Source organism: Micromonospora sp. WMMD737 (genome assembly GCF_049179055.1).
Taxonomy (GTDB): domain Bacteria; phylum Actinomycetota; class Actinomycetes; order Mycobacteriales; family Micromonosporaceae; genus Micromonospora; species Micromonospora reichwaldensis.
The window spans coordinates 7341343-7362505 of record NZ_JBMHMH010000001.1 but is presented as its reverse complement, the minus strand read 5'-3'; the positions used below and the strand labels follow the sequence as shown (position 1 = coordinate 7362505).

General features: G+C 74.2%; 21 protein-coding genes. 3 read left to right on the top strand and 18 right to left on the bottom strand.

Features of this window, described 5'->3' with window-relative positions:
- The first annotated feature begins 10 nt into the window (after positions 1-10).
- Positions 11-499, top strand: coding sequence for a transcriptional regulator (locus tag ACN27A_RS32640; protein ID WP_013285505.1), 489 nt, complete (start codon positions 11-13; stop codon positions 497-499).
- A gap of 123 nt (positions 500-622) precedes the next feature.
- Here ACN27A_RS32640 and nusB read toward each other — a convergent pair whose 3' ends face one another.
- The 5 genes from nusB to ACN27A_RS32615 form a co-directional block, all read right to left on the bottom strand.
- Entirely contained in the window at positions 623-1033 is a 411-nt protein-coding gene (nusB, locus tag ACN27A_RS32635; protein ID WP_172896683.1) for a transcription antitermination factor NusB, read from the bottom strand.
- Between the two features lie 23 nt (positions 1034-1056).
- Positions 1057-1614, bottom strand: a complete 558-nt coding sequence (gene efp / locus ACN27A_RS32630) for an elongation factor P (protein ID WP_132240163.1) — start codon at positions 1612-1614, stop codon at positions 1057-1059.
- Between the two features lie 704 nt (positions 1615-2318).
- Complete coding sequence (gene aroQ, locus ACN27A_RS32625; protein WP_421458270.1) at positions 2319-2750, bottom strand: type II 3-dehydroquinate dehydratase; 432 nt, start codon at positions 2748-2750, stop codon at positions 2319-2321.
- Positions 2747-3823, bottom strand: a complete 1077-nt coding sequence (gene aroB / locus ACN27A_RS32620) for a 3-dehydroquinate synthase (RefSeq protein ID WP_421458269.1) — start codon at positions 3821-3823, stop codon at positions 2747-2749. Before aroB ends, aroQ begins: the two co-directional genes overlap by 4 nt.
- Positions 3824-3931: 108 nt before the next feature.
- A complete protein-coding gene (locus ACN27A_RS32615; protein ID WP_421458268.1) occupies positions 3932-4897 on the bottom strand; it encodes a helix-turn-helix transcriptional regulator in 966 nt (321 codons plus the stop codon).
- Positions 4898-4977: 80 nt separating this feature from the next.
- Here ACN27A_RS32615 and ACN27A_RS32610 point away from each other — a divergent pair, with 80 nt between their 5' ends.
- Positions 4978-5706 carry an alpha/beta fold hydrolase gene (locus tag ACN27A_RS32610; protein ID WP_421458267.1) on the top strand — a complete coding sequence of 243 codons (729 nt, stop codon included), beginning with the start codon at positions 4978-4980 and terminating at the stop codon, positions 5704-5706.
- 31 nt (positions 5707-5737) lie between these two features.
- Here ACN27A_RS32610 and ACN27A_RS32605 read toward each other — a convergent pair whose 3' ends face one another.
- From ACN27A_RS32605 to ACN27A_RS32595, 3 genes are all read right to left on the bottom strand, one after another.
- Positions 5738-6241: a shikimate kinase gene (locus tag ACN27A_RS32605; protein WP_421458721.1), complete on the bottom strand. Its 504-nt coding sequence runs from the start codon at positions 6239-6241 to the stop codon at positions 5738-5740.
- Between the two features lie 46 nt (positions 6242-6287).
- Positions 6288-7466 carry a chorismate synthase gene (gene aroC, locus ACN27A_RS32600; protein WP_421458266.1) on the bottom strand — a complete coding sequence of 393 codons (1179 nt, stop codon included), beginning with the start codon at positions 7464-7466 and terminating at the stop codon, positions 6288-6290.
- Between the two features lie 141 nt (positions 7467-7607).
- Entirely contained in the window at positions 7608-8633 is a 1026-nt protein-coding gene (locus ACN27A_RS32595) for a hypothetical protein (RefSeq protein WP_421458265.1), read from the bottom strand.
- Between the two features lie 117 nt (positions 8634-8750).
- On the opposite strand from ACN27A_RS32595, the gene ACN27A_RS32590 reads away from it, so the two are divergent.
- Positions 8751-9407 carry a TetR/AcrR family transcriptional regulator gene (locus ACN27A_RS32590; RefSeq protein WP_421458264.1) on the top strand — a complete coding sequence of 219 codons (657 nt, stop codon included), beginning with the start codon at positions 8751-8753 and terminating at the stop codon, positions 9405-9407.
- Between the two features lie 7 nt (positions 9408-9414).
- On the opposite strand, the gene ACN27A_RS32585 is transcribed toward ACN27A_RS32590, so the two are convergent.
- From ACN27A_RS32585 to ACN27A_RS32540, 10 genes are all read right to left on the bottom strand, one after another.
- A complete protein-coding gene (locus tag ACN27A_RS32585) occupies positions 9415-10335 on the bottom strand; it encodes a glycosyltransferase family 2 protein (protein WP_421458263.1) in 921 nt (306 codons plus the stop codon).
- Entirely contained in the window at positions 10332-10952 is a 621-nt protein-coding gene (locus ACN27A_RS32580; RefSeq protein ID WP_421458718.1) for a glycosyltransferase, read from the bottom strand. The genes ACN27A_RS32585 and ACN27A_RS32580 overlap by 4 nt, the downstream gene beginning before the upstream one ends.
- Positions 10953-11020: 68 nt before the next feature.
- Entirely contained in the window at positions 11021-11503 is a 483-nt protein-coding gene (locus ACN27A_RS32575; RefSeq protein WP_421458262.1) for a UDP-N-acetylglucosamine--LPS N-acetylglucosamine transferase, read from the bottom strand.
- A 226-nt stretch (positions 11504-11729) separates the two neighbouring features.
- Positions 11730-12989 (bottom strand): hypothetical protein, encoded by a 1260-nt coding sequence (locus ACN27A_RS32570; RefSeq protein WP_421458261.1) that lies wholly within the window; start codon positions 12987-12989, stop codon positions 11730-11732.
- Positions 12986-13888: a sulfotransferase domain-containing protein gene (locus ACN27A_RS32565; protein ID WP_421458260.1), complete on the bottom strand. Its 903-nt coding sequence runs from the start codon at positions 13886-13888 to the stop codon at positions 12986-12988. The genes ACN27A_RS32570 and ACN27A_RS32565 overlap by 4 nt, the downstream gene beginning before the upstream one ends.
- An 8-nt stretch (positions 13889-13896) precedes the next feature.
- On the bottom strand, positions 13897-15510 hold the full coding sequence (locus tag ACN27A_RS32560) for a lipopolysaccharide biosynthesis protein (protein WP_421458259.1): 1614 nt from the start codon (positions 15508-15510) through the stop codon (positions 13897-13899).
- A complete protein-coding gene (locus ACN27A_RS32555; RefSeq protein ID WP_421458715.1) occupies positions 15507-16745 on the bottom strand; it encodes an O-antigen ligase family protein in 1239 nt (412 codons plus the stop codon). Before ACN27A_RS32555 ends, ACN27A_RS32560 begins: the two co-directional genes overlap by 4 nt.
- Before the next feature lie 117 nt (positions 16746-16862).
- A complete protein-coding gene (locus ACN27A_RS32550; RefSeq protein WP_421458258.1) occupies positions 16863-18485 on the bottom strand; it encodes a lipopolysaccharide biosynthesis protein in 1623 nt (540 codons plus the stop codon).
- A complete protein-coding gene (locus ACN27A_RS32545; protein WP_421458257.1) occupies positions 18478-19029 on the bottom strand; it encodes an acyltransferase in 552 nt (183 codons plus the stop codon). Before ACN27A_RS32545 ends, ACN27A_RS32550 begins: the two co-directional genes overlap by 8 nt.
- Positions 19030-19123: 94 nt before the next feature.
- Complete coding sequence (locus ACN27A_RS32540) at positions 19124-21052, bottom strand: hypothetical protein (protein WP_421458256.1); 1929 nt, start codon at positions 21050-21052, stop codon at positions 19124-19126.
- Positions 21053-21163: the final 111 nt, after the last annotated feature.

Sequence of the window (21163 nt, the reverse complement as noted above, 5' to 3'; positions counted from 1 at the left end):
GGAGTGTTTAATGCCCTCTGAATACGCCAAGTCTCTGGGCGCCCGCCTGCGCTCCATCCGCCAGCAGCAGGGCCTGTCCCTGCAGGGCGTGGAGGAGAAGTCGAACGGGCGGTGGAAGGCGGTGGTGGTCGGCTCCTACGAGCGCGGCGACCGCGCCGTCACGGTGTCGCGCCTGGCCGAGCTTGCCGACTTCTACCGCGTTCCCGTCTCGGAGCTGCTGCCCGACGGCAGCGGGGTTCGCCACGAGCCCACCAGCAAGATCGTCCTCGACCTGGAGCGGCTCTACGACGAGGCCTCCGAGGACCTCGCCTACGTCGCCCGGTACGCGCGTGCCATCCAGCAGCAGCGCGGTGACTACAACGGCCGCGTGCTCTCCATCCGCGCCGACGACCTGCGCGCGCTCGCGATCGTGTACGACGCCTCGCCGTCCGGCCTGATCGAGCGGCTCACCGAGCACGGCGTGCTGGTCGCCGACCCGCGGGCGTTCTTCGCCAGCTGACCAGGAACGCGAGAGGGGCCCGTGCCGTCCGGCACGGGCCCCTCTCGTCGTCGTCGTTCGTGTCGCGTCCCGCCTGTTGAGCACACTGGCTGTGACGCACGTCTGGGTGTGACGTGCGCCGCGTCAGCGGGTGGCGTACTCGGCGATGCGGCCGAGGATGCCGTTGAGGAAGCGCGGCGAGTCGTCGGTCGACATCTGCCGGGCCAGCTCGACGGCCTCGCTGATGGCCACCGCGTCGTCGATCTCGTCGACGTAGAGCAGTTCGTAGACCGCGATCCGGGCGAGGTTGCGGTCGACCGCCGGCATCCGGTCCAGCGTCCACCCCTCGGCGTAGCTGGCGATCACCTCGTCGATCCGGTCGAGGTGGGCGGCCACGCCCTCGACGAGGCTCACCGCGTATCCCAGGTGCTCGGGTCGGGGCTTCTCGATCCGCTCGATGTAGCCGGCGAGCACCTCGACCGGCGGGCGGTCCCGCAGGTCGGCCTCGAAGAGCACGTCCAGCGCCCGCTTACGCGCCTTGCGGCGCGCAGGCATCTGCTGCTTGGGGCCCTCGGCCATCAGGCGCGGCCGAGGTAACGGCCGTCGCGGGTGTCGACCTTGATCTTTTCGCCGGTGGTGATGAAGAGCGGCACCTGGACCGTCGCGTCGGTCTCGACGGTGGCCGGCTTGTTGCCGCCGGTCGACCGGTCGCCCTGCAGGCCCGGCTCGGTGTACGTGACCTCCAGCACGACGCTGGTCGGAAGCTCGATGTAGAGCGGGACACCCTCGTGGGTGGCCACGGTCGCCTCAGCCTCGGGCAGCAGGTAGTTTGCCGCGTCGCCGACGGTGGCACCCGGCACGTTGATCTGGTCGAACGTCTCCAGGTCCATGAAGACGTAGTCCTCGCCGTCGGCGTAGAGGTACTGCATGGTGCGCTTGTCCACGGTCGCGGTCTCGACCTTGGTGCCCGCGTTGAAGGTCTTGTCGACCACCTTGCCGGACAGCACGTTCTTCAGCGTGGTACGCACGAACGCACCACCCTTACCGGGCTTGACGTGCTGGAACTCGACGACGGCCCAGAGCTCTCCGTCGAGGTTGAGTACCAGGCCGTTCTTCAGGTCGTTGGTGGTGGCCATTTCCTGCCTTGATCATCAATTGGCGGACAGACCTGGCAAGTCTACTAGTTGCGCCGAACGTCGCTGTCCGCCGCTTCCCGCCGCCCGCTCGCGACGCTTTCCACCGCGCCCCACCGTTCGCCGCCGCCGCTGCCGCAGTTGCCCCGCCGGTCCCGCCACTGGTTGCCCGCCGACCGACCGAGCCGCTGTCGCCCCCGCGGCTCCGCTCCGCCGCCCCGCCAGCCGAGCCGCCGTCGCCTCGCAGCCGCCCAGCCGCCGTCGCTCCGCCGGCCGAGCCGCCGGCCCAGCCACCTTGCGGGGTTGCCGGCGACAACGCACGCCGACGCTCACGCTCCGTAAGCTGCCACGCTCCCCAGCAGGGCCCCTCCACGCTCCCTTTGCTCTGCACCCATGGAGGCACCAGTTACGCATAGTCACTCTGCCGCCTCCGGCCACGAATCGCCGCCGACAAGAAATCCCAGCTCATCCCCGTGGTGCGAATTTGGATGCAGAGCAAAGCGTCGGAAGGGTAGGGAGCACGAGCCACCCAGGCGGTCACTGACAGCAATGAGGAGAGATGTCACTCACCGTCACGACGGCTGGAGCGCAGAGCGTGCCACTGGCACTCATCTCGCCGCTTCCGCGCGCGGCGGGCGGGACGCGCGCGGCGGCAGGACGGGCGGGATGGGCGCGGCGGGCAGGACGGGCGGGGGGGCGACCGGGGGTCAGCGGATCAGTGCGGCCAGGTGGTGCAGGGCCAGGCGGTAGCCGTCGACGCCGAGGCCGCAGATCACCCCGGTCGCCACCGCCGACACCACCGAGTGGTGCCGGAACTCCTCGCGGGCGTGGATGTTGGAGATGTGCACCTCGACCAGCGGCCCGCGCAGCATGGCGCAGGCGTCCCGGACCGCGTACGAGTAGTGCGACCACGCGGCGGGGTTGAGCACCACGGCGGCGCCCTCGTCGGCTGCGGCGTGCAGCCAGGCCAGCAGCTCGTGCTCGGCGTCGGTCTGCCGGACCGTCACGTCCAGGCCGAGCTCCCGCCCGGTCGACTCGCAGAGCGTCACCAGATCCGCGTAGCTGGTCGCCCCGTAGACGTCCGGCTGTCGGGTGCCGAGCCGGCCGAGGTTCGGCCCGTTCAACACGTGGACCTTCACGCGGCCACCTCGCGGTAGGCCGCCTCCAGCAGCTCGTCGTCCGGGCCCTCCAGGATCGCCGGCCGGGCCAGCCCGTCCAGCACGACGAAACGCAGTTGGTTGCCCCGGGCCTTCTTGTCCACCCGCATCGTGGCGAGCAGTCCGGGCCAGGCCTGGGCGGGATAGCTGGTGGGCAGGCCGAGCGCCGCCATGGCCGTCCGGTGCCGCTCGGCGGTGGGAGCGTCCAGCCGCCCGGCCAGTCGGGCCAGCTCACCGGCGTAGACGACGCCGACCGACACGGCGTGGCCGTGTCGCCAGCGGTAGTCCTCCGCCTTCTCGATGGCGTGGGCCAGGGTGTGACCGTAGTTGAGCACCTCCCGCACGCCCGACTCGCGCAGGTCGCCCGAGACCACGTCGGACTTCACCCGGATCGCCCGCTCGATCAGCTCGCGGGTCACCGGGCCGGTCGGGTCGGTGGCCGCCGCCCGGTCCCGCTCCACCAGGTCGAGGATCACCGGGTCGGCGATGAAGCCGCACTTGACCACCTCGGCCAGGCCGGCGGCGAGGTCGGCCTGCGGAAGGCTGTCCAGCGTCGTCAGGTCGGCGAGGACGCCGACCGGCGGGTGGAACGCCCCGACCAGGTTCTTGCCGGCGGCGGTGTTGATCCCGGTCTTGCCGCCCACCGCCGCGTCGACCATGCCCAGCAGGGAGGTCGCCACCGGAACCCAGCGCACCCCCCGCAGCCAGCAGGCCGCGACGAAGCCGGCCAGGTCGGTCACCGCGCCGCCACCGACGCCCACCACCGCGTCGGTACGGGTGAAACCCGCCTCGCCCAGCCGGTCCCAGCAGGTCGCCGCCACGTCGATGCGCTTGCCCGCCTCGGCGTCCGGCACCTCGATCAGCAGCGGTGCGACGCCGGCGGCGCGCAGCCGCCCGCCGATCGCGTCGGCCAGTTCCCGGAGGGGGTGCGCGTGCAGCACCGCCACCCGGGTCGCGTCCGGCAGCAGCCCGGGCAGCGCGTCGAGCAGGTCGCGTCCCACCAGCACGTCGTACGGGCGCTCGCCGCCGACCGGGATCCGGGTCACCTCGTCCATCGCCGGCAGCCTAGTCCAGCCGCCCGATCCGAGGGGGGAACTGTCCACTTCGTGGCCACCCGTTCCCGCGCCGGGGCGGGACCGCGCGGGCCGCCCCCCGGGGCGGGATCACCCGGGCACCCGGGCCGCCCACGCGGCCAGCCCCCGGGCGTGCGCGGCGACCTCGGCGCGCAGGGCCTCGGGGCGTACGACGGTGAACGGCCAGCCCAGCCCCGCGAGCAGTTGGGCCATCCCGGCCAGGTTCTCCGCGCGGGCGCGCAGCAGCACGCCTCCGTCGGTCGTACTCAGCTCGGCCACGCTGGGCGGCAGGCGGCGTCGGGCGGCGGCCAGGTCGGCTTCCAGCAGCACCTCGACGTCGTGGGCGTACGGGACGCGGGCCAGCGAGCGGGTCACCTGGGCGACCGGGTCGAAGCCGTGGGGCACGGTGAAGGTCTCCTCCCCCGGCAGCACCTCACCGATCCGGTCCAGTCGGAACGTGCGCACCTCCCCGCGCAGGTGGTCGTGGCCCGTGACGTACCAGCGGCCGGAGTGGAAGACCAGCCCGTACGGGTCGAGCTCCCGGCGGGTCACCGTGCCGGAGGAGGAACGGTGCTCCAGCCGTACCCGGCGCCGGTGCCGAGCGGCGGCGCCGAGGGTGAGCAGCGTCCCGGTCGCGGGCCGGGGCTGCGGCGCCGATCGCCGCAGGGTGAAGCCGAGGTGCTCCTGCACCGCCGCGAGGCGGTCACTGAGCGTGGGCGGGAGCACCCTGCGGATCTTGGCCAGCGCGGTCGCGGTCGCCGGTTCCTCGGTGCCCAGCCCGAGCCGCTCGGCGGCGACCAGACCGAGCAGCACGGCGACGGCCTCGTCGTCGGTGAGCATCAGCGGCGGCAGCTTGTAGCCGGGGCGCAGCCGGTAGCCGCCGTGGCGGCCCCGCTCGGCGGCGACCGGGATGCCCAGCTCGGCCAGGGTGGCGGCGTAGCGGCGCACCGTACGCCCGTCCACCCCCAGCCGGCGGGCCAGCTCCGCCCCGGTGAGCCGGTGGTGGCTCTGGAGCAGTTCGAGCATGCCGAGCACCCGGGCGGCGGGATGCGACACGTACCACTCCTTCAAAGCGGGCGGAAAGCGTCCGGATTCGATCGTACGGTGATCGCGAACAACGAGAGAGGGAGGCCGCGATGGCGACGTTCGTGCTGGTACCGGGGTTCTGGTTGGGCGGTTGGGCGTGGCGCGACGTGACGGCGGCGCTGCGCGGGCAGGGCCACGAGGTGCACCCGGTGACGCTGACCGGGGTGGCCGAGCGCGCCCACCTCGCCGGTCCGGAGGTCGGCCTGGAGACACACACCACCGACATCGTCCGGTTGATCGAGGTGGAGGAGCTGCACGACGTCGTGCTGGTGGGCCACTCCGGCGGCGGGCTGCCGGTGGACCAGGCGGCGGACCGCCTCGGCGAGCGGATCGCCCAGGTGGTCTATGTGGAGAGCGGGCCGATGCCCGACGGCATGTCGCAGTTCGACAGCAACCCGCCCGAGGAGCAGGAGCGGCTGCGCGCCGAGATCGGCGACGGGCACCTGCTGCCGCCGCCCGCGTTCGATCCTGCCGAGGACCCGCAGAACCTGGCCGGGCTGACTCCTGCCGCGCTCGCGCTGTTGCGGCGGCGGGCCACCGCCCACCCGCTGCGCGCCGCCACCGACCCGGTCCATCGCACCGGTGGGCGCGCGGTACCGACGGCCCTGGTGGCGAGCACCTTCCCGCTCGCGGTGGTCGAGGACATGATCGCGCAGGGCCACCCGTTCTTCGCCGGGCTGGCCGGCGGCCGGCTGTACGCGCTGCCCACCGGCCACTGGCCGATGCTCAGCGAGCCGAAGGGCCTGGCCGACGTGCTCGACGGCATCGCCCGCGACTGACCCGGCCGCCGGGGCAGCGGCCCGTGCGGGCTCAGCGCTTGAGCAGCGCGGCGATCTCGGCGGCGATCTCCGCCGGTTCCCGCCCGTCGGTGACGACCGTCGCGGTGGCCACCTCGGTGTAGAGCGGGCGGCGCTGGTCCAGCAGGTACTTCAGCGTCGCCCGGGGGTTGATCGCCAGCAGCGGGCGGCCCCCGCCGAGCCCGACCCGCTTCACCGCGTCGGACAGCTCCACGGAGAGGTGCACCACGGGGTGCCCGATGAGGGCGGCGCGGTTCTCCTCGGCGAGGACCGCGCCGCCGCCGAGGGCGAGCACGCCCTCGCACGAGGCCAGCCCCGCCGCCACGGCCGCCCGTTCGAGGGTACGGAAGTGGTCCTCACCCTCGTCGATGAAGATCTCGGAGATCGGCTTGCCGGCCAGGCGCACGATGTCCAGGTCGGTGTCGCGGAACTCCACGCCGAGCAGCTCGGCAAGCGCCAGCCCGACGGTGGTCTTGCCCGAGCCGGGCGCCCCCACCAGCACGCAGACCGGCGCCATCAGCGGCACCGCCGAACCGCCGCGCGCCCCGCCCGCCGGCCCGCGCTCACCGGATCACCAGGGCGTCGAGGTAGCCGGCCAGGTTGCGGCGGATCTCGGCGACCGAGTCGCCGCCGAACTTCTCGGTGGCGGCCTCCGCCAGCACCAGCGCCACCATCGCCTCGGCGACGACGGCGGCGGCGGGCACGGCGCAGACGTCCGAGCGCTGGTTGATCGCGGTGGCCGGCTCGCCGGTGGTGACGTCCACGGTCGCCAGGGCCCGGTTCAGCGACGAGATCGGCTTCATCGCGGCCTTCACGCGCAGCGGCTCGCCGGTGGTGATGCCGCCCTCCAGCCCGCCGGCCCGGTCGGTGACCCGGCGTACGCCGGTGGCGGTGGGGATGATCTCGTCGTGCGCCTCGGAGCCCCGGGAGCGCGCCTGCTGCCAACCGTCGCCGATCTCCACGCCCTTGATGGCCTGGATCGACATCAGGGCGGTCGCGAGCCGGGCGTCGAGCTTGCGGTCCCACTGCACGTGGCTGCCCAGGCCCGGCGGCACCCCGTACGCCAGCACCTCGACCACACCACCCAGGGTGTCGGCGGCCTTCTTCGCGGCGTCGACCTCGGCGACCATCCGGGCGCTGGCCTCCGGGTCGAGGCAGCGCAGCGGGTCCGCGTCGATGCGGTCGGCGTCGGCGGGCGTGGGGCGCAGCCCCGGCTTGGCGGCGACCGGGCCCAGCTCCACCACGTGCGAGACGATCTCGATGCCGAGGGCCTGCCGGAGCAGCGCCTTGGCGACCGTGCCGACGGCGACCCGGGCGGCGGTCTCCCGCGCGCTGGCCCGTTCCAGGATCGGCCGGGCGTCGGTGTGGCCGTACTTCTGCATGCCGGCCAGGTCGGCGTGGCCCGGACGGGGGCGGGTGAGCGGCGCGTTGCGGGCCTGGCTGGCCAGTTCCTCCGCGTCGACCGGGTCGGCGGCCATCACGGTGCGCCACTTGGGCCACTCGGAGTTGCCGACGCGGATCGCGACCGGGCTGCCGAGGGTCGCCCCGTGCCGCAGCCCGCCGATGACCTCCACCTCGTCCTGCTCGAACGACATCCGCGCGCCCCGGCCGTAGCCGAGCCGGCGCCGGGCCAGCTCACCGGCGATGTCCCCGGTGGTCACCTCGACGCCGGCGGGTACGCCCTCCAGCATCGCGACGAGGGCGGGACCGTGCGATTCCCCTGCAGTCAACCAGCGCAACACAGCGGTCAGTCTGTCACGCCCGGTGGCCGCCGCCGTGCGGTGCCCGCCGCGTCCCGCCCTGCGGACGCGGCACGGCCCGCCGCGACCGCCGGGGTGGCCCGCCCCGCCCGGCCTCAGCCGCTTCCCTCTGCTCCGGGCCTGTCACCTCCGATAGCGCTGTGCCACCGCCGCGAAGGCGGCCTTGGGCTCCCATTCCATGTCGGGGTACGTCTGCCCACGGCGTCCTTCGAGCAGCTTGACGATGCCCAGGCTGGCCCGGTCCAGGTCGTCCCTGGGGTCGCCGTCCGGGCGGTGCGGGTAGCCGGGCAGGGCGAACAGGAACACGAACGCGCTGTCCACGCCCTCGGTCTCGAAGATCTCCAGGAGCTCGCTCAGATAGGTGGCCTGGCCGGCCTCGTCCCGCTCGTGTACGCCGTCGAGCCGGACCGGGACCCTGGTCTCCGGGTCGTACTCGACCACTTCCAGCACCCGCCCGCCGCGGTCTCCCGCGCCGCGGTAGGCCGCGGTGCCGAACCCGGTGATGGCGAGCGGCTTCGGGCCCTGGGCCAGGGTGCGCACCGCGTCCCGGAACCGGTCGGCGACCCCGGCGGAGCGGATCAGCTCGAACGCCACGATGTCGAAGGGGGTCCAGTCGACCTGCTCGAACTGGATGGACGCGTAGGTGAGCCTGCCCTGGAAGCGCTCGCGGACCGTGGCCACGGCGTCGCGCAGGAACGCGTTGATGTGCACGCCGAGTTCGCGGATGGCTTCGGCCCGCCGTTCGGGTCGGCTCAACAGCCGCGCGACCCGATCCTCGGGGCTCTCGCCGGGCAGGAACCCGCGGTTCATCACGCTCAGCTCGACCCCTGCGACGAACACGACTGCGGCCCCCTGCTGCCGGAGCCGTTCCGCCCGCTCGGCGCAGTCGTGGAAGAGCGTGAGGATCTGCTCCGGATCCAGCTCCAGCGGATAGGGCGAGAACCAGACCTCCAGGCCGAGTTCGGCGGCGGCGCCGGCGGCCAGCTCCAGTCGATCCGGGTCGCCGCCGATGATCTGGACCGCGTTGCAGTGCAGGTCGTCGCGGATGATGGCGAGCTCGCGCCGGACCACCGCAGGATCGAAGTGCTCGCGGGACGTCTGGCCGTGCACGACGAATCCGGTGTCGTAGGTCATTCCCCTTGCGCGCATGGCGGCGTCCTCTCCGTCGGTCCCGGTCGGGTCGAGACTGACAGGAGACGTGCGTGCACGCAAGTTTTCGTTCACGCAACTTTGCGGGCGCGTAGCCCTGCGTGGGACCCTCACACCGTGACGACGCCACCACCATCAGGGCTGCGGGAGCGGAAGAAGCAGGCCACGCGCGAGGCGCTGCGCGAGGCGGCCCTGCGCCTGGCCGTGCAGCACGGACCGGACCAGGTGCGGGTCGAGGACATCGCCGAGGCGGCCGGGGTCTCGCCGCGCACCTACAACAACTACTTCGCCAGCCGGGAGCAGGCGATCGTCTCCGCCGTCACCGCCGACCGGGAGGCGCGGATCGCGGCGGCGGTCACGGCCCGGCCCGCAGGAGCGCGCCTGGCCGACGTCGTCACCGAGGCAGTTATCGAGCAGTACGCGAACACCGGCGAGCACGAACGCCAGGTGCTGCTGTTGATCACCACCCGGACCGCGCTGCGCGAGGCGTTCCTCGACACCACCACCGGCATCGAGCCCCCGCTCACGGCAGCGATCGCCGGACGCCTGGGTGACGCCGGAGCGCACACGGCCCGCGTCCTCGCGGCAAGCGTGGCCGCGGCGGTGCGCATCGCACTGGAGGGCTGGCTCCAGCCGGCCGGGAACGCGGCCGCCGAGGGCTTCGGAGCCGGAGGACTGGTCGTGCCCTCCGGCTCACTGCCCGATCAGCTCCGCGCGGCGCTGGCCCCGCTCGCGCCCGCGTTCGACGCCGCGGAGCGACGCACCCGGCCATGAACGCGGCTCAGATGCCCCGGCCGCGCTTGTGCAGGGTGCGCAGCACCGCGTCGGCGCGGACCATCCGCCCGGCCACGGCGAGTGCCAGGTACGCCCTCGGCTCGCGCGGGTTGCGCCGGATGGTGTGCCGGGCCCAGCGCATCGCGCCCCGCCGGTCGCCGGACGCGGCCCGGGCGAAGGCGATCTGCCCGGTGACCCGCGCCTCGCCGGCCGGCTGGGTGCCGAACTCGGGGTAGCGCTCCAGCAGCCACTGCAACGCCTCGGAGATGGTGTCCCAGCGCTGCGCGAAGTAGGACCGCTTGTGCCAGCGCACCAGCACGTACGGCGTGCGCAGGTTGACCAGCGGCGCGCTGCGGGCGGCCCGGAGCAGGAACTCGTAGTCCTCCGCGTAGCTGCCCGGGATCTCCTCGTCGACCAGCCCGAACCCGTCGCGCAGCGCGGCGGCGCGGATCAGGAAGGTCGACGGGTGCAGCTCCGTCATCCGGTCCCGCAGCAGGTCGGCCAGGGTGACCGAGTCCTTCGGCAGCGCCCGGTCGACGGTGTGCCCGTCGTAGCTGACCCGGATGCCGCAGCTGACGAACTCCGCGTCGGGGTGGGCGGCCAGCGCCTCGACCTGGGCCCGCAGCTTGCCGGGCAGCCACTCGTCGTCGTCGTCGCAGAACGCGACGAGCTCGCCGGTGGCGGCCAGGACGCCCGAGTTGCGGGCGCCGGCCAGGCCGGGGGCGCGCTCGTTGCGGATCACCCGGACCACCCGGTCCGGGCGGGACAGCTCGGCCAGCGAGGCGTCCGGCTCGGACTGGTCGTAGACCACCACCACCTCGATCGGGCCGGGGTGGTCCTGGTCGAGGATGGCGCGCACGGCGACCCGGAGCAGCTCCGGGCGGTCCCGGGTGGGCACCACCGCGCTCACGCTCGGGTGTTCGGTCATCGCCGCTCTCCGTTCCGGCCCGGCCGTGCCCACGGCCGCCACCTCGTCCGCTGCCGTCGTCCGGTCGACGCGGCCACCAGGTCCTCCACGATCCGTCCCACCTGCTCGACCGCCGCGCGGCGCGCCCGGGACGCGTCCGGGTCGGCCGCGACGGCGAACCGCGACGGGTCGGCGAGGCCCGCGGTGAGCGCCTCGAACAGCGCCTCCCGGGTCTCGGCAAGCGCCACCATGCCGGCCGCGCCCAGGCGACGGGCGAACAACTGCTGGTGGTCGTCGACGTGTTCGCCCCGGGTCGGGTCCCGTGGGACGACGATCGGCAGGTGACCGTGCCGGCGGGCCTCCAGGATGGTGGCGGGGCCGCCGTGGCAGACCACGAGGTCGGCCTCGGCCATCGCCGTCTGCAGCTCGTCGTGGCCGAGGAAGGGCATCGCCCCGGGCACCCCGGGGGCCCGGGTGTGTCCGTGCTGGACGGTCAGCCCGACGTCCTCGGCGACGGCGGGATGCCACTCCTCCAGCCAGCCCACCAGGCGGTCGAACGGATGCTTGTCGGTGCCGACGGCGACCAGCAGCCGGGCCTGTGCGAGGCCGCCGGAGTCGCGCGGCCGGGGCACCCGGATGGCGGGCGCGGGCCGGGGACGGCCGGGGGCGACGCGGTGGACGGGGGCGGTTCCGGTGCTCTCGGCGCTCACAGCAGGGTCCCCACGACGGTGGCCTCCGGGTACTGGCGGCGCTGCTCGTCCCACTGCACGAGCATCGCGGAGAGGAACGGCCGGCAGAGCCGGGCGGTCAGGGTCGGGGTGTCGATGCGGTCGTACACCTCGATGTAGACGGTCGGCACGCGCCGGAGCCGGGCCAGCACCACGAACGGGACCGCCACCCCGGCGCCGGTGGTCACCACCGCGGCGACCCGGCGCGAGCCCAGCACCCGCCAGGCGAGGACGGCGTTGCGCAGCAGGTTCGGCACGTTGCGGGTGGTCGGGTGGTGCGCCGGGACGAGTTCCTCGCCGGCCAGCAGCGAGAGCGCCTCGGGTGTGTCGAAGGTGACCCAGCACCGCCGCCAGCGTTCGTACCACGGGCGCAGGGCGAGCAGTTGGGCCAGGTGGCCGCCGCTGGAGCCCACCAGGAGCAGGACTCCGGGCTCGCCGGCTTCCTCGGTCGTCGTTTCCACGCGACTCCCCACAAGTTCGCTTGGATGTTCGGTGGTCGCCACGCGACAGCAGATCACACGTCCCCCGGCTGGTGAAATAGGGCGACCGGGCGACAGGTCGATCTCCGCGGGTGGCGGATCGGGTGCGCTGCGACGACCATCGGTATCGACGATCGTCACGACCTGGAGTTTCTTCGTCACTATCCGGAGTCGACGGTGGCCCGCAGGCCCCGGCGAATTCGGTGGATCAGCCGCTATGTCGTTTCTCGATGACGTCCAGCAGGGCGGGATGCAGCGCCGCGTTCCAGCCCGCGCCCGCGTCGGCGAGGCGCCAGGTGCGCAGCCACATCTCCAGCAGGTAGGCGTCGGCCACCAGCCGCCGGGCCGCCGGCCCGAGCCCGAGGTCGGCGCCGTACCGGTCGAGGTGGGCGTCGACGGCCCGCGCCGCCGCCTCGGCCGGCTCGCCCCGCAGCACCAGGGCCCGCTGGAACGCGTCGTGCGCCAGGTCGAAGCCGAGCGGCACGTCCGGCCCGCTGTGCTCCCAGTCCCAGGCGACGAGGCGGCCGGCGTGCACGCCGAGGTTCCAGGGCACCCAGTCGCCGTGCCAGTGCCCGAACTCGACGGCCGTGCCGCCGTACCGGTCGGTCAGGGCGGCGACGGCGGCGACCGCCCGGGCCCCGTCCGGCGTGCCGGCGGCGGCGCGCCCGGCGCCGGCGGCGAGCCGGGTCAGGAACGCCGACCCGGCCAGGGGGCGCGGTGGCGCCGGCGGGCGGCCCCGGCGGGCCACGGCCAGCAGGGCCGCGATGCGCGGTGGTTCGCCGGCCGACACGCCCCGCACGGCCGGCGGCAGCGGCTCGACCAGCGCGACGACCTGGCCGGCGGCCGTCGTCTCGGCCAGCAGCCGGGGCGCCGCCGGATGGTCGGGCACGCCGGTCACCGCCGGCAGTTCGCGCAGGGCCGCCGCCTCGGTGGTCACCAGCGCCCGGGTGGCTTCGTTCCAGCCGATCTTCGCGTAGCCGAGAGCCCGGCCGTCCGGGGCGAACAGTTGCAGGGTGGGCTTGTGGTTCGGGTCCGGCGGGCGGACCCCGCAGGCCGCGTACACCGCCGGTCTCCCGAGCGCGGCGCCCAGCCGCCCGGCCAGCAGCGCCTCGTCGGCCGCGACGCCCTCGGGCAGCGACACCGTCAGCCGGGGGAACGGGGCCAGGTCGACCGCGCCGACCCGCGCCAGCGTGCCGAGACCGGCCCGCACGGCCCGCACCTTCGGCGGGCGCAGCGCGTTGTACGCCAGCAGCGAGGCTGCCGTGGCCCGGGGCGCGCCGAGCGGCAGCAGGAAGCGGGCCCGGGCGAGCGACGCGACGACGGCGTACCGGGCGACGGCGCGGTGCCCGGGCGGCGGCGGGGCGCCCACGGTCAGGGCGATCCGCTCGTCACCGAACACCGCCCGGGTGACCCAGCCCAGCCCGTCCGTGCGCGTGCGGGGGTCGGTGGCGGTGGCCCGCGCCGTCACGGGGCCTGGTCCGGCCAGTCGAGCTCCAGCCCCAGCCGCTGCCGCAACGCGTCGTTGTACGGGCGGTAGTACTCGGTCAGCTCGGCGCGCACCGCCGGCTCCAGCGGCGACGAGCGGCGGTCGTTGTAGACCTTGAAGTCGGGCAGGTCGTGCGGGGGCAGGCCGAGGAAGTCCAGCGTCCGGCGGTAGGTGGACCGGGCGTCGCGGTAGAGCTCCTCGCTGGGCAGGAAGAGGATCTGCTCCCGGTCGAAGCGCTCCAGCCACGGCTCCAGGTGCTCCAGGTAGCGGCCCCGGGCCCGGTAGGTGTACCAGTCGTACGGCTCGCTGAAGTACTCCGGCTCGGCGATCAGCCGCTCCCGCTCCCCCGCCGTGCGCTCCTGCTCGGCGGCGAGCGCGGCGGCGAAGTCGAGCGGCTCGATGCCGTGCGTGCGCCGCTCCTTCCAGTGCGAGTACGCCCGCTCCACCGGGTCGCGCAGCAGCACGATCAGCCGCACCGACGGCATCAGCGCGGCGACCCGCTGCGCCGCGAGGGGGTGGAACATGTACAGCGGCGCCGCCTCGCCGACGCGTACCGGCCCGCCGTGCTTCTTCTCCAGCGCCTCCCGGTGGCGCTCGGTGGGGAAGTGCGAGCGGTACCAGGCCTCGCCCCGGCGCCAGTGCTCCTCGAAGTAGTGCGAGGACTTGGTGTTCCAGGCCGGGAAGAGCCGGGGCACCAGGGGGTGCTGGATCAGGTAGTTCCACAGCGAGGTGGTGCCGCCCCGCTTGGTGCCGATGATGAGGAAGTCCGGCAGCGGTCGCCGGTCGCTGGTTCGTACCCCGTAGTCGACGAGCGACTCCCGCACCCGCTCCGTCACCTGGGTCGGTACGAGCTGCTTCACCCGGTCTCGGATGGACGGCACGACGAACCTCACCTGCCCTTCGATTCCTCCGGGGCGCGCCCGGTGGCGGCCGGGGCCGCCTCCTGCCGCCCACGAACCTGCACCATGGTCACCCGGATGCGGTGCCGCACCCGGGGCAACGTCAACAAGCCGACGCAGCCGGCGGCCAGCACGCCCAGGGCCACCGCCAGGCCGCCGATCCCCCGGCCGCCGGCCAGCACCCCGATCCCCGCCGCGGCCCCCACCCCGGCGACGGTGGCCGCCCCGGCCCGCAGCATCGCCGCGTCGACAAGCGGCTGGCCGACCACGGCCCGGGCGCAGCCGACCGCCGTGAGGTTCTCGGTGGCGATGCCGAGCGCCCAGGCCAGCGCCGCCCCCGTGGCGCCGTGCGCCGGGATCAGCCACAGGCCGAGGGAGACCGTGACCAGCAGCCCGGCCAGCGTGGCGGCCAGGTGCAGCCCGCTGCGCCCGCCCATCAGCAGCAGGCTCTGCACGTTGCCGACCCCGGTGTTGACCAGCATGGCCAGCGCGAGCACGGTCATCGCGGGGGCGCCGGCGGTGAACTCGGGCCCGAAGAGCTGGAGGAAGGCCAGCCCGAAGACGGCGAGCAGCAGGTAGACCGGCCAGGACAGCACCAGCCCCCACGTGGTCAACTGCCGGTGCACGGCCGCCGCCGCGGCCCGGTCCCCGCGCCCGAGCAGCCGGGACAGCTGCGGTGACACCGCCACCCGCAGCCCCTGCATGGCCAGCTGGCCGGCGAGGATGTAGCGCCCGACGGCGCCGAACACGCCGGCGTCGGCCGGCCCGGCGAGCACCGACGTCAGCAGCACGCCCACCCACATGTTGCCGGCGTCGATGGCGGCCGACGCGGCCCTGGGCAGCGCGAAGCGCCAGAACGCCGACCAGTCGTCCCGCGCGGGCCGCAGCGCCGCGCCCCGGCCGACGCCGAGCGGGCCGGCCACCAGCGTCAGGCAGGCCAGCAGGGCGAGCGCCGCCGGCACCAGCCAGCCGGTCATGCCGGCCAGCAGGCCACCGCCGGCCAGGGCCGCCGCGCCGACCAGCACGGGCCGGGCCACCGGCAGCAGGAAGAACTGCACCCCGACGTACGCCCGGATCGGGCGCACGCAGCGCAGCGCCGCGAGCAGCAGCGTCATCGCCACCACCACCGGCACCGCGGCGAAGCTGGCCGTCAGCAGGGCCGCGCCGTCGACGCCGGAGCCGCCGAGCAGGCGCGGGGCGAGCGCGTCGGCGGCGAGCACCCCGCCCACGGCGACGGCGACCGCGACCAGCAGCGGCGGGACCAGCGCCACCGGGAGCACCCGGGCGGCGTCGCCCCGTGCACCGAGGCGCCGGCGGGGCAGCGCCCACATCAGCCCGGTCTCCGCGCCGAGGGTGCACACGGCGGTGGCGACGGTGACCACCCCGATCGCGGCGAAGAACGCCCCGGAGCCGACCGTGCCGTAGCCGCGGGTGATGACCACCGCGAGCAGGAAGCCGAAGAGGCCGCTGGTGGCCGCGCCGACCAGCCCGGCCACGCCGCTGCGGACGCTGCGCCGGGTCTCCGTGTCGTCGCCGGTCGGGCCCGGCGCGACGGGTGCGGCGGCCGGGTGGGGGCCGGACGGCGGGCGGGTGGCGGCGGTCACGCGGGCACCGCTTCCGGGCGCGGGATGCGGGGGCGGTGCAGCCGGGCCGCCGTCTCCCGCTCGGTGAGCGCCATCGCGAAGGCGACCGCGAAGAAGGCGACCGCGAGGTTCTGGTTGGCCATGCCGTAGAAGGGGATCTGCACCAGGCAGACCACCGGCACCACGGCCAGCCACTGCCCGGCGGCGGACGTGGCCCGGGCGCAGATCAGCGCGGCGACCACGAACCAGGCGAGGAAGCACAGCAGCGCGGGGACGCCGTGGCTGAACAGCACCATCCACAACTGCCCCTGGGTGCCGATCGGCGCCTCGGCGCTGACGGTGTCGACGTTCACCGGCGCGCCGTAGCCGAGCCAGGGCGACTCCCGTACCCGCCGGATCACCTCCACGTAGAGGGAGAGCCGGTCGGTGTTGGTGTCGCTGGACTCGACCCGGTTGCCGATCAGCTGGGTGACCGGGATGAACAGGGTGACGAGGCCACCGGTGACCACCACCCCGACGATCGACGCGGCCACCCGGACGTTGCCGCGCAGCGCCGCCCGGACGCCGAGCACCGCCAGCCCGGCGCCGAGGCTGAGGAACATCGCCCGGTTGAGCGTGAGAAAGGCCGGCGCCAACGACAGCGGCAGCGACGCCAGCAGCGCCCAGCGCAGCACGCCGCGCCGGCGCAGCATGGTGAAGGCCACCACGCAGGGCAGCGTCATCGCGTACGCGCTGCCGTAGTTGTTCGTGTACGCGAACGGCGCGGCCGGCCGGTAGATCGGGTTCAACGACCGGGCGCTGTACTCCGCGGTGGTGAGGTGGACCATGTCCTGGATGAACGGGGTGTTGGCCACCCCGCCCGGGAGCAGCACCTCCACCGGGGTGGTCAGCGCGAACCGGGGGGCCAGCACGCCCAGCCAGCCCAGCGCGACCAGCCCGAACCAGAAGGCGCAGAGCGGAAGGAGGACGGCGACCTGGTCGGGGCGTTCCCGGGCGACCGCGTAGACGTAGACGCCCACCACGAGCGCGGTGAGGTAGAAGGCGAGCCGCAGGGCGAACGTCAGCACCGAGGCCGGCGAATGCAACTGGGTGGCGCTGACCACCACGATGGCAAGGAACAGCAGCCAGATCCCGGCGGCCGGGGGCAGCGGCACCCGGCCCCGGATGAACAGCAGCGCGAACAGCAGGGCCCCGAGCAGGGGCCACCCGAGGTAGAACGCGCCGGCCAGCCACCACACGGGCACCAGGCCGAACATCAACGCCAGCGGCCAGAGCGGCAACCGTGGCGGGGGCGGCGGCTGCGGCAGCAACGCGGCGGCGCCCGGGCCGCCGCCCGGCTCGGTCGTGGCCGGCGCGCGGGTGACCGGCACGGATCAGCCCCGGCCGCAGCGCGTCAACACGAAGCCGAGCGGGGTGACCCCGGCGGCGCGCAGCCGCTCCACGAGGCGGCGCAGGTCGCCCTGCCGGGTCCGGTCCTGTTCGACCACGACGACCGCCGTGCCCTGCCGGGCGACGGCCACCCCGCGCTCGTCGGACTCCGCCGGCGGGGCGTTGAACAGCACCAGGCTGTGGTCGGCGCCCTGCCGCCAGGTGCCGAACCGGACGCTGCCCGCGCCCACCGTCACCGGGTCGGTGCTCGACGCCTTGCCGTTCTCACCGGCCGCCGTCGAGGTGACCCGGGGCAGGGTCAGCGTGGCGTCCGGGTCGGTGGACGGGCGGGCGCCGATCGGGTGCGGCGACGGACGACGGGCCGCGGCCGGCTCCGCGGTGCCGCCGCTCTTGCCGTCCGTCGTCGAGCCGCCCGGCCGGGGCTTCGGGACGAGCGGGCGGGACGGGTCCGCCGCGGCGGGCAGCCGCTCCCGGTCGGCGAGCACGGTGCTGCGCAGCCGGTCGGCGCGCCCGCTGTCGTCGGCGACGAAGACCTCCCGGCCGACGGCCGCCAGCGCCACCGCGAGCCCGGCGGTGATGGCCGTCGGGTCCTCCTCGCGGGCGGTCAGCAGCGACACCCGGGCGGGCTGGCGCACCCGCTCGGCGATGGCCATCGCCACGTACCGGATGTCGGCGTCGACCGCCTCCTTGCCGCCGCGCCACCGGCGGCTGCGGACCGTGCCGAGCAGCGGGAGCCCGGTGGCGTCCCGGCCGTCGTCGACCGACCGGATCCGCCGGTCCATCGACTCCCAGGCGTACGCCAGCACCACGCCGAGCAGCGTCCCCCCGAGCAGGCCGGCGAGCAGGTAGAGCGGGCGGTTGCCGGCGGAGGAAGCCAGGGCCCGCTCGGCGGTCTGGGTGACCCAGCCGGGGTTGACGTCGACGGCGGCGATCTCGGTGCGGGCGGCGTTGAGCTGGGTGAGCTGGTTGTTGATGCCGGTCAGCTCGGTCACGGCGGCGTCGACCGCGCCCTCCCGGGCGTTGTTGACCCGCTTCTGGAGGGCGGCCTGCTGGGCGGCGACCTTGGCGATGCTCTCGTCGTACGAGCGCAGCATCTCCTCGCGCTGCTTTTCGTACATCGTGCGGCGCACGTCGAGGTAGGCCTGGGCGGCGAGGTTGACGCCCTCGACCGCCTGCTCCGCGGTGGGGGCCTGGTAGACGAAGCGCAGGATCTGCCCGCCGGTGGGCACCTCGACCTCGAGGGCGTCGCGCACCTCGCGCGGGTCCATGCCGCCCGAGTCGGCCAGCCGCTGCACCACGTCGGTGCCCGTGGCGATGCCGCTCTCCACGTTCATGTTCACCGCCCGGTCGGCGGCGGCGCCGCTGGGCGTGAACGCGTCGGTGACGACGGGACGCACCGCCACGACCGCGCTGGCGGACACGGCGGCCGGTACGAGCACCACGTAGCCGAGCGCGGCGAGCAGGCCGATCGCGGCGACGGCCCCGACGAGCCGGATCCGGTGCAGCGGGACGCGCAGCAGGTCGGTCAGCGTGACGGTGCGGCCCGGTGTGCCGCCACCGCTGGCGGGTACGTCCGTGGCCCAGGTGCCTGAGGAAGCGTCAGTCATTGAACTTCTTCACCGTCTGTTGTGGATTTCCAGCGACCACGACCCGCGGCGGCACGTCCGTACGGACCACCGTGGCGGCGCCCACGACACTGTCCCGGCCGATCCGCACACCCTTCATCACCAGGGCGTGCGCCCCGACCCACACGTTGTCCTCGATCGTGATCGGGGCGCGGGTGGCCGGGACGGGCGGGTCGTGCCGCTGCTCGGGCGGCAGGTTGTGGAAGTCGTTGTCCAGCAGCTCGCAGTCCGAGAGCAGGCACCGGTCGCCGATGGTGACCGACGTCCAGGTGCCGATCCAGGTGGCGTTCAACAGGCAGTCGGCGCCGACCCGCACCTCGCCGGGACCGGCGAAGCGGACCAGCTTGTTGATCCGGGTGCGGTCACCGATGCTCACCCGTACGCCCCGGCGCAGCCGGATCCGGCCGCGGATCTCCACGCCCCGACCCAGCGTCAGCCGGGGATAGCGCAGCGTGTACCAGCGGCGCTTGACCGCGAAGACGACCCGTACCGCGAGCCCTCTGCGGTTGCCACCCGAGCCGGCCAACGACCCTCCCCACGTCGTGCGGGCCGGCGACGGCTGATCCGTCGCCGGCCCAACGTGAACAATCTACCGATGTTCCGTTACGAACAGTCGACCGTCACTGCACGGAGAAGAAGGTCGACGGCGTTGACCACGTCACGCCGGCGGTCGCCGGGACCACCGTCGCCGTCGTTCCGTCGACCGCCGGGGCGGCCGTCGGGTCGAACGGCACGCTGCGCAGCGTTCCGTCGGTGGCACCGTACACGATCCGGCCGGCGACCCAGGCCATGCCCCGCACGGCCGACCAGGTGACTCCGGTGGTGGGCAGCGTGAACTCGGTGGCGCCGAGGTAGTTGCCGTCGATCTCGAAGTAGCGGTAGTAGAGGCCGCTGGCGCCCGAGCGGGTGTAGTAGAGGCGCCCGTCGAGGTAGAACGCGCCGGTCATCAGCGCCGGGTTGAACCAGTCGTTGTAGCCGGACGCCTCCCACGGGGCGCCGATCGCGCCGCCGTTGAACAGCGAGATGTCGATCCGGCTGCCCGTGGGGGTGCCGGCGACCGTGTGCGACCAGTAGATCCGGTCGTCCACCCGCCAGGTCGCGCCGGCCGCCGTGTAGTTGGGCTGGCTGACCGTGCTCGGGGTGCCCAGGCTGGTCCCGTCGAACGGCACCTTGGCCAGCTCGCCCGCGCCGGTGCCGACGTAGAGGTTGCCGGTGGTCGCGGTCGGCGCGTTCTTCGGGGTGATGGTGCGCCCGCCGGTCAGCGGGAACATCCCGAGCCGGCCGTGGTACTCGTTGCCCATGCCGTCGGAGTTGTGGCCGAAGTAGAGGCCGTCGCTGCCGCGCCAGAGCACCGGCACGGAGGAGCCCCAGTTGCTGGTGCCGGCCGGCATCGACGCGCTGCCGCTGCGGCGGGGGTTCCAGTTGACCGGCATGCCGGTGGCCGGGGTGACCGCGGCGATGCCGAGCCGGTCGATCGCGCCCTTGCCGGCGGTGTCGCTGGCGTTCGGGTTGTTCAGCCAGCGGAAGTGCCCGCCGAGGTAGATGACGTTGTCGGCGACCTCGACGGAGGTGATGGTGTCGTTGCCGGTGTAGTCGACCCAGGTGCCGAGCTGCCCGGTGCCCCGGGCGGCGGTCTCGAAGCGCACCAGCGCGTCGCAGTACGCGGCCGGCCAGCCCGAGCCGCCGTTGGTGCCGACGACGAACCAGCTGCCGTCGCCGCCGAACTTGACGTCCTGCACGTAGTGCACGAAGGTCGCCGGCGACGCGCACGGCGGCACGAACTTCTCCGTGCTCCAGTCCAGCACCGCCGGGGTGCCGGTGAGGTCGACAAGCGCCATCTGGTTGCGCGGCAGGTCGTTGACGAGCGTGAAGTTGCCGCCGACGGCCAGGGTGCCGCCGTCCGGGGCGACGTCGATCGTCCACACGTACGAGGTGGTCCCGTGGCGCCCGACGGTCGCGTCGACGTTGAAGGTCGGGTCGATCGCGCCGGTCGTGGCGTTGAGCCGGCCGAGCCCGGCGTGCGCGGTGCCGTTGAGCCAGTTGAAGGCCCCGGCCACGTAGAGCCAGTTGCCGTGCAGCGCCAGGTCGCGCACGGTGCCGCCGTCGGAGCGGCCGACCCAGCTGTCGACGATCGCGCCCGTGGCGGGGTTGAGCGCCACCAGGTTCTTGCGGGAGACGCCGTTGACGTTCTTGAAGGTGCCGCCGACGATCAGCGTGCCGCCGGGCCCGGCGACCAGCGTGTTGACCGCGCCGTCCAGCACCGGCAGGAAGCTGGTCGAGATCGTGCCGGTGGCCCGGTCGTACGCGAAGAGGTAACGCTGGGTGGTCCACGCCGCGCTGGCGGTCTGCCGGATCTGGGTGAAGCTGCCGCCGACGAACACGGTGGAGCCGACCTGCGCGAAGGCGCGGGTCTCGCCGTCCCTGGCGTGCGGTGTGGCGTCGGCCGGATTGGCCGAGACCAGGGTCGCCGGTTCGGGCGCCGGCACCAGGGCGGCGGAGGTCCCGGTGGGGACGGCCAGCACGGCGGCGGCGGTCACGAGTGCGACCACCCCCGCCCGGGTGCGGAGTCCGGCGGTTCGCCGAGAGAGCGGGATGTCGGGCACGCTACGCCTCCATGTCGGGAGAGAACCCGCGTAGCGTGCCTGGTCGACCCAGGCCGG

Coding starts and splice junctions, on each gene's coding strand:
- aroB (WP_421458269.1), bottom strand. CDS start 3,823: ATGGACGAGGTGACCCGGATCCCGGTCGGCGGCGAGCGCCCGTACGAC.
- efp (WP_132240163.1), bottom strand. CDS start 1,614: ATGGCCACCACCAACGACCTGAAGAACGGCCTGGTACTCAACCTCGAC.
- ACN27A_RS32555 (WP_421458715.1), bottom strand. CDS start 16,745: ATGTTCGGCCTGGTGCCCGTGTGGTGGCTGGCCGGCGCGTTCTACCTC.
- nusB (WP_172896683.1), bottom strand. CDS start 1,033: ATGCCTGCGCGCCGCAAGGCGCGTAAGCGGGCGCTGGACGTGCTCTTC.
- ACN27A_RS32610 (WP_421458267.1), top strand. CDS start 4,978: ATGGCGACGTTCGTGCTGGTACCGGGGTTCTGGTTGGGCGGTTGGGCG.
- ACN27A_RS32640 (WP_013285505.1), top strand. CDS start 11: ATGCCCTCTGAATACGCCAAGTCTCTGGGCGCCCGCCTGCGCTCCATC.
- ACN27A_RS32605 (WP_421458721.1), bottom strand. CDS start 6,241: ATGGCGCCGGTCTGCGTGCTGGTGGGGGCGCCCGGCTCGGGCAAGACC.
- ACN27A_RS32595 (WP_421458265.1), bottom strand. CDS start 8,633: ATGCGCGCAAGGGGAATGACCTACGACACCGGATTCGTCGTGCACGGC.
- ACN27A_RS32550 (WP_421458258.1), bottom strand. CDS start 18,485: ATGACTGACGCTTCCTCAGGCACCTGGGCCACGGACGTACCCGCCAGC.
- ACN27A_RS32585 (WP_421458263.1), bottom strand. CDS start 10,335: ATGACCGAACACCCGAGCGTGAGCGCGGTGGTGCCCACCCGGGACCGC.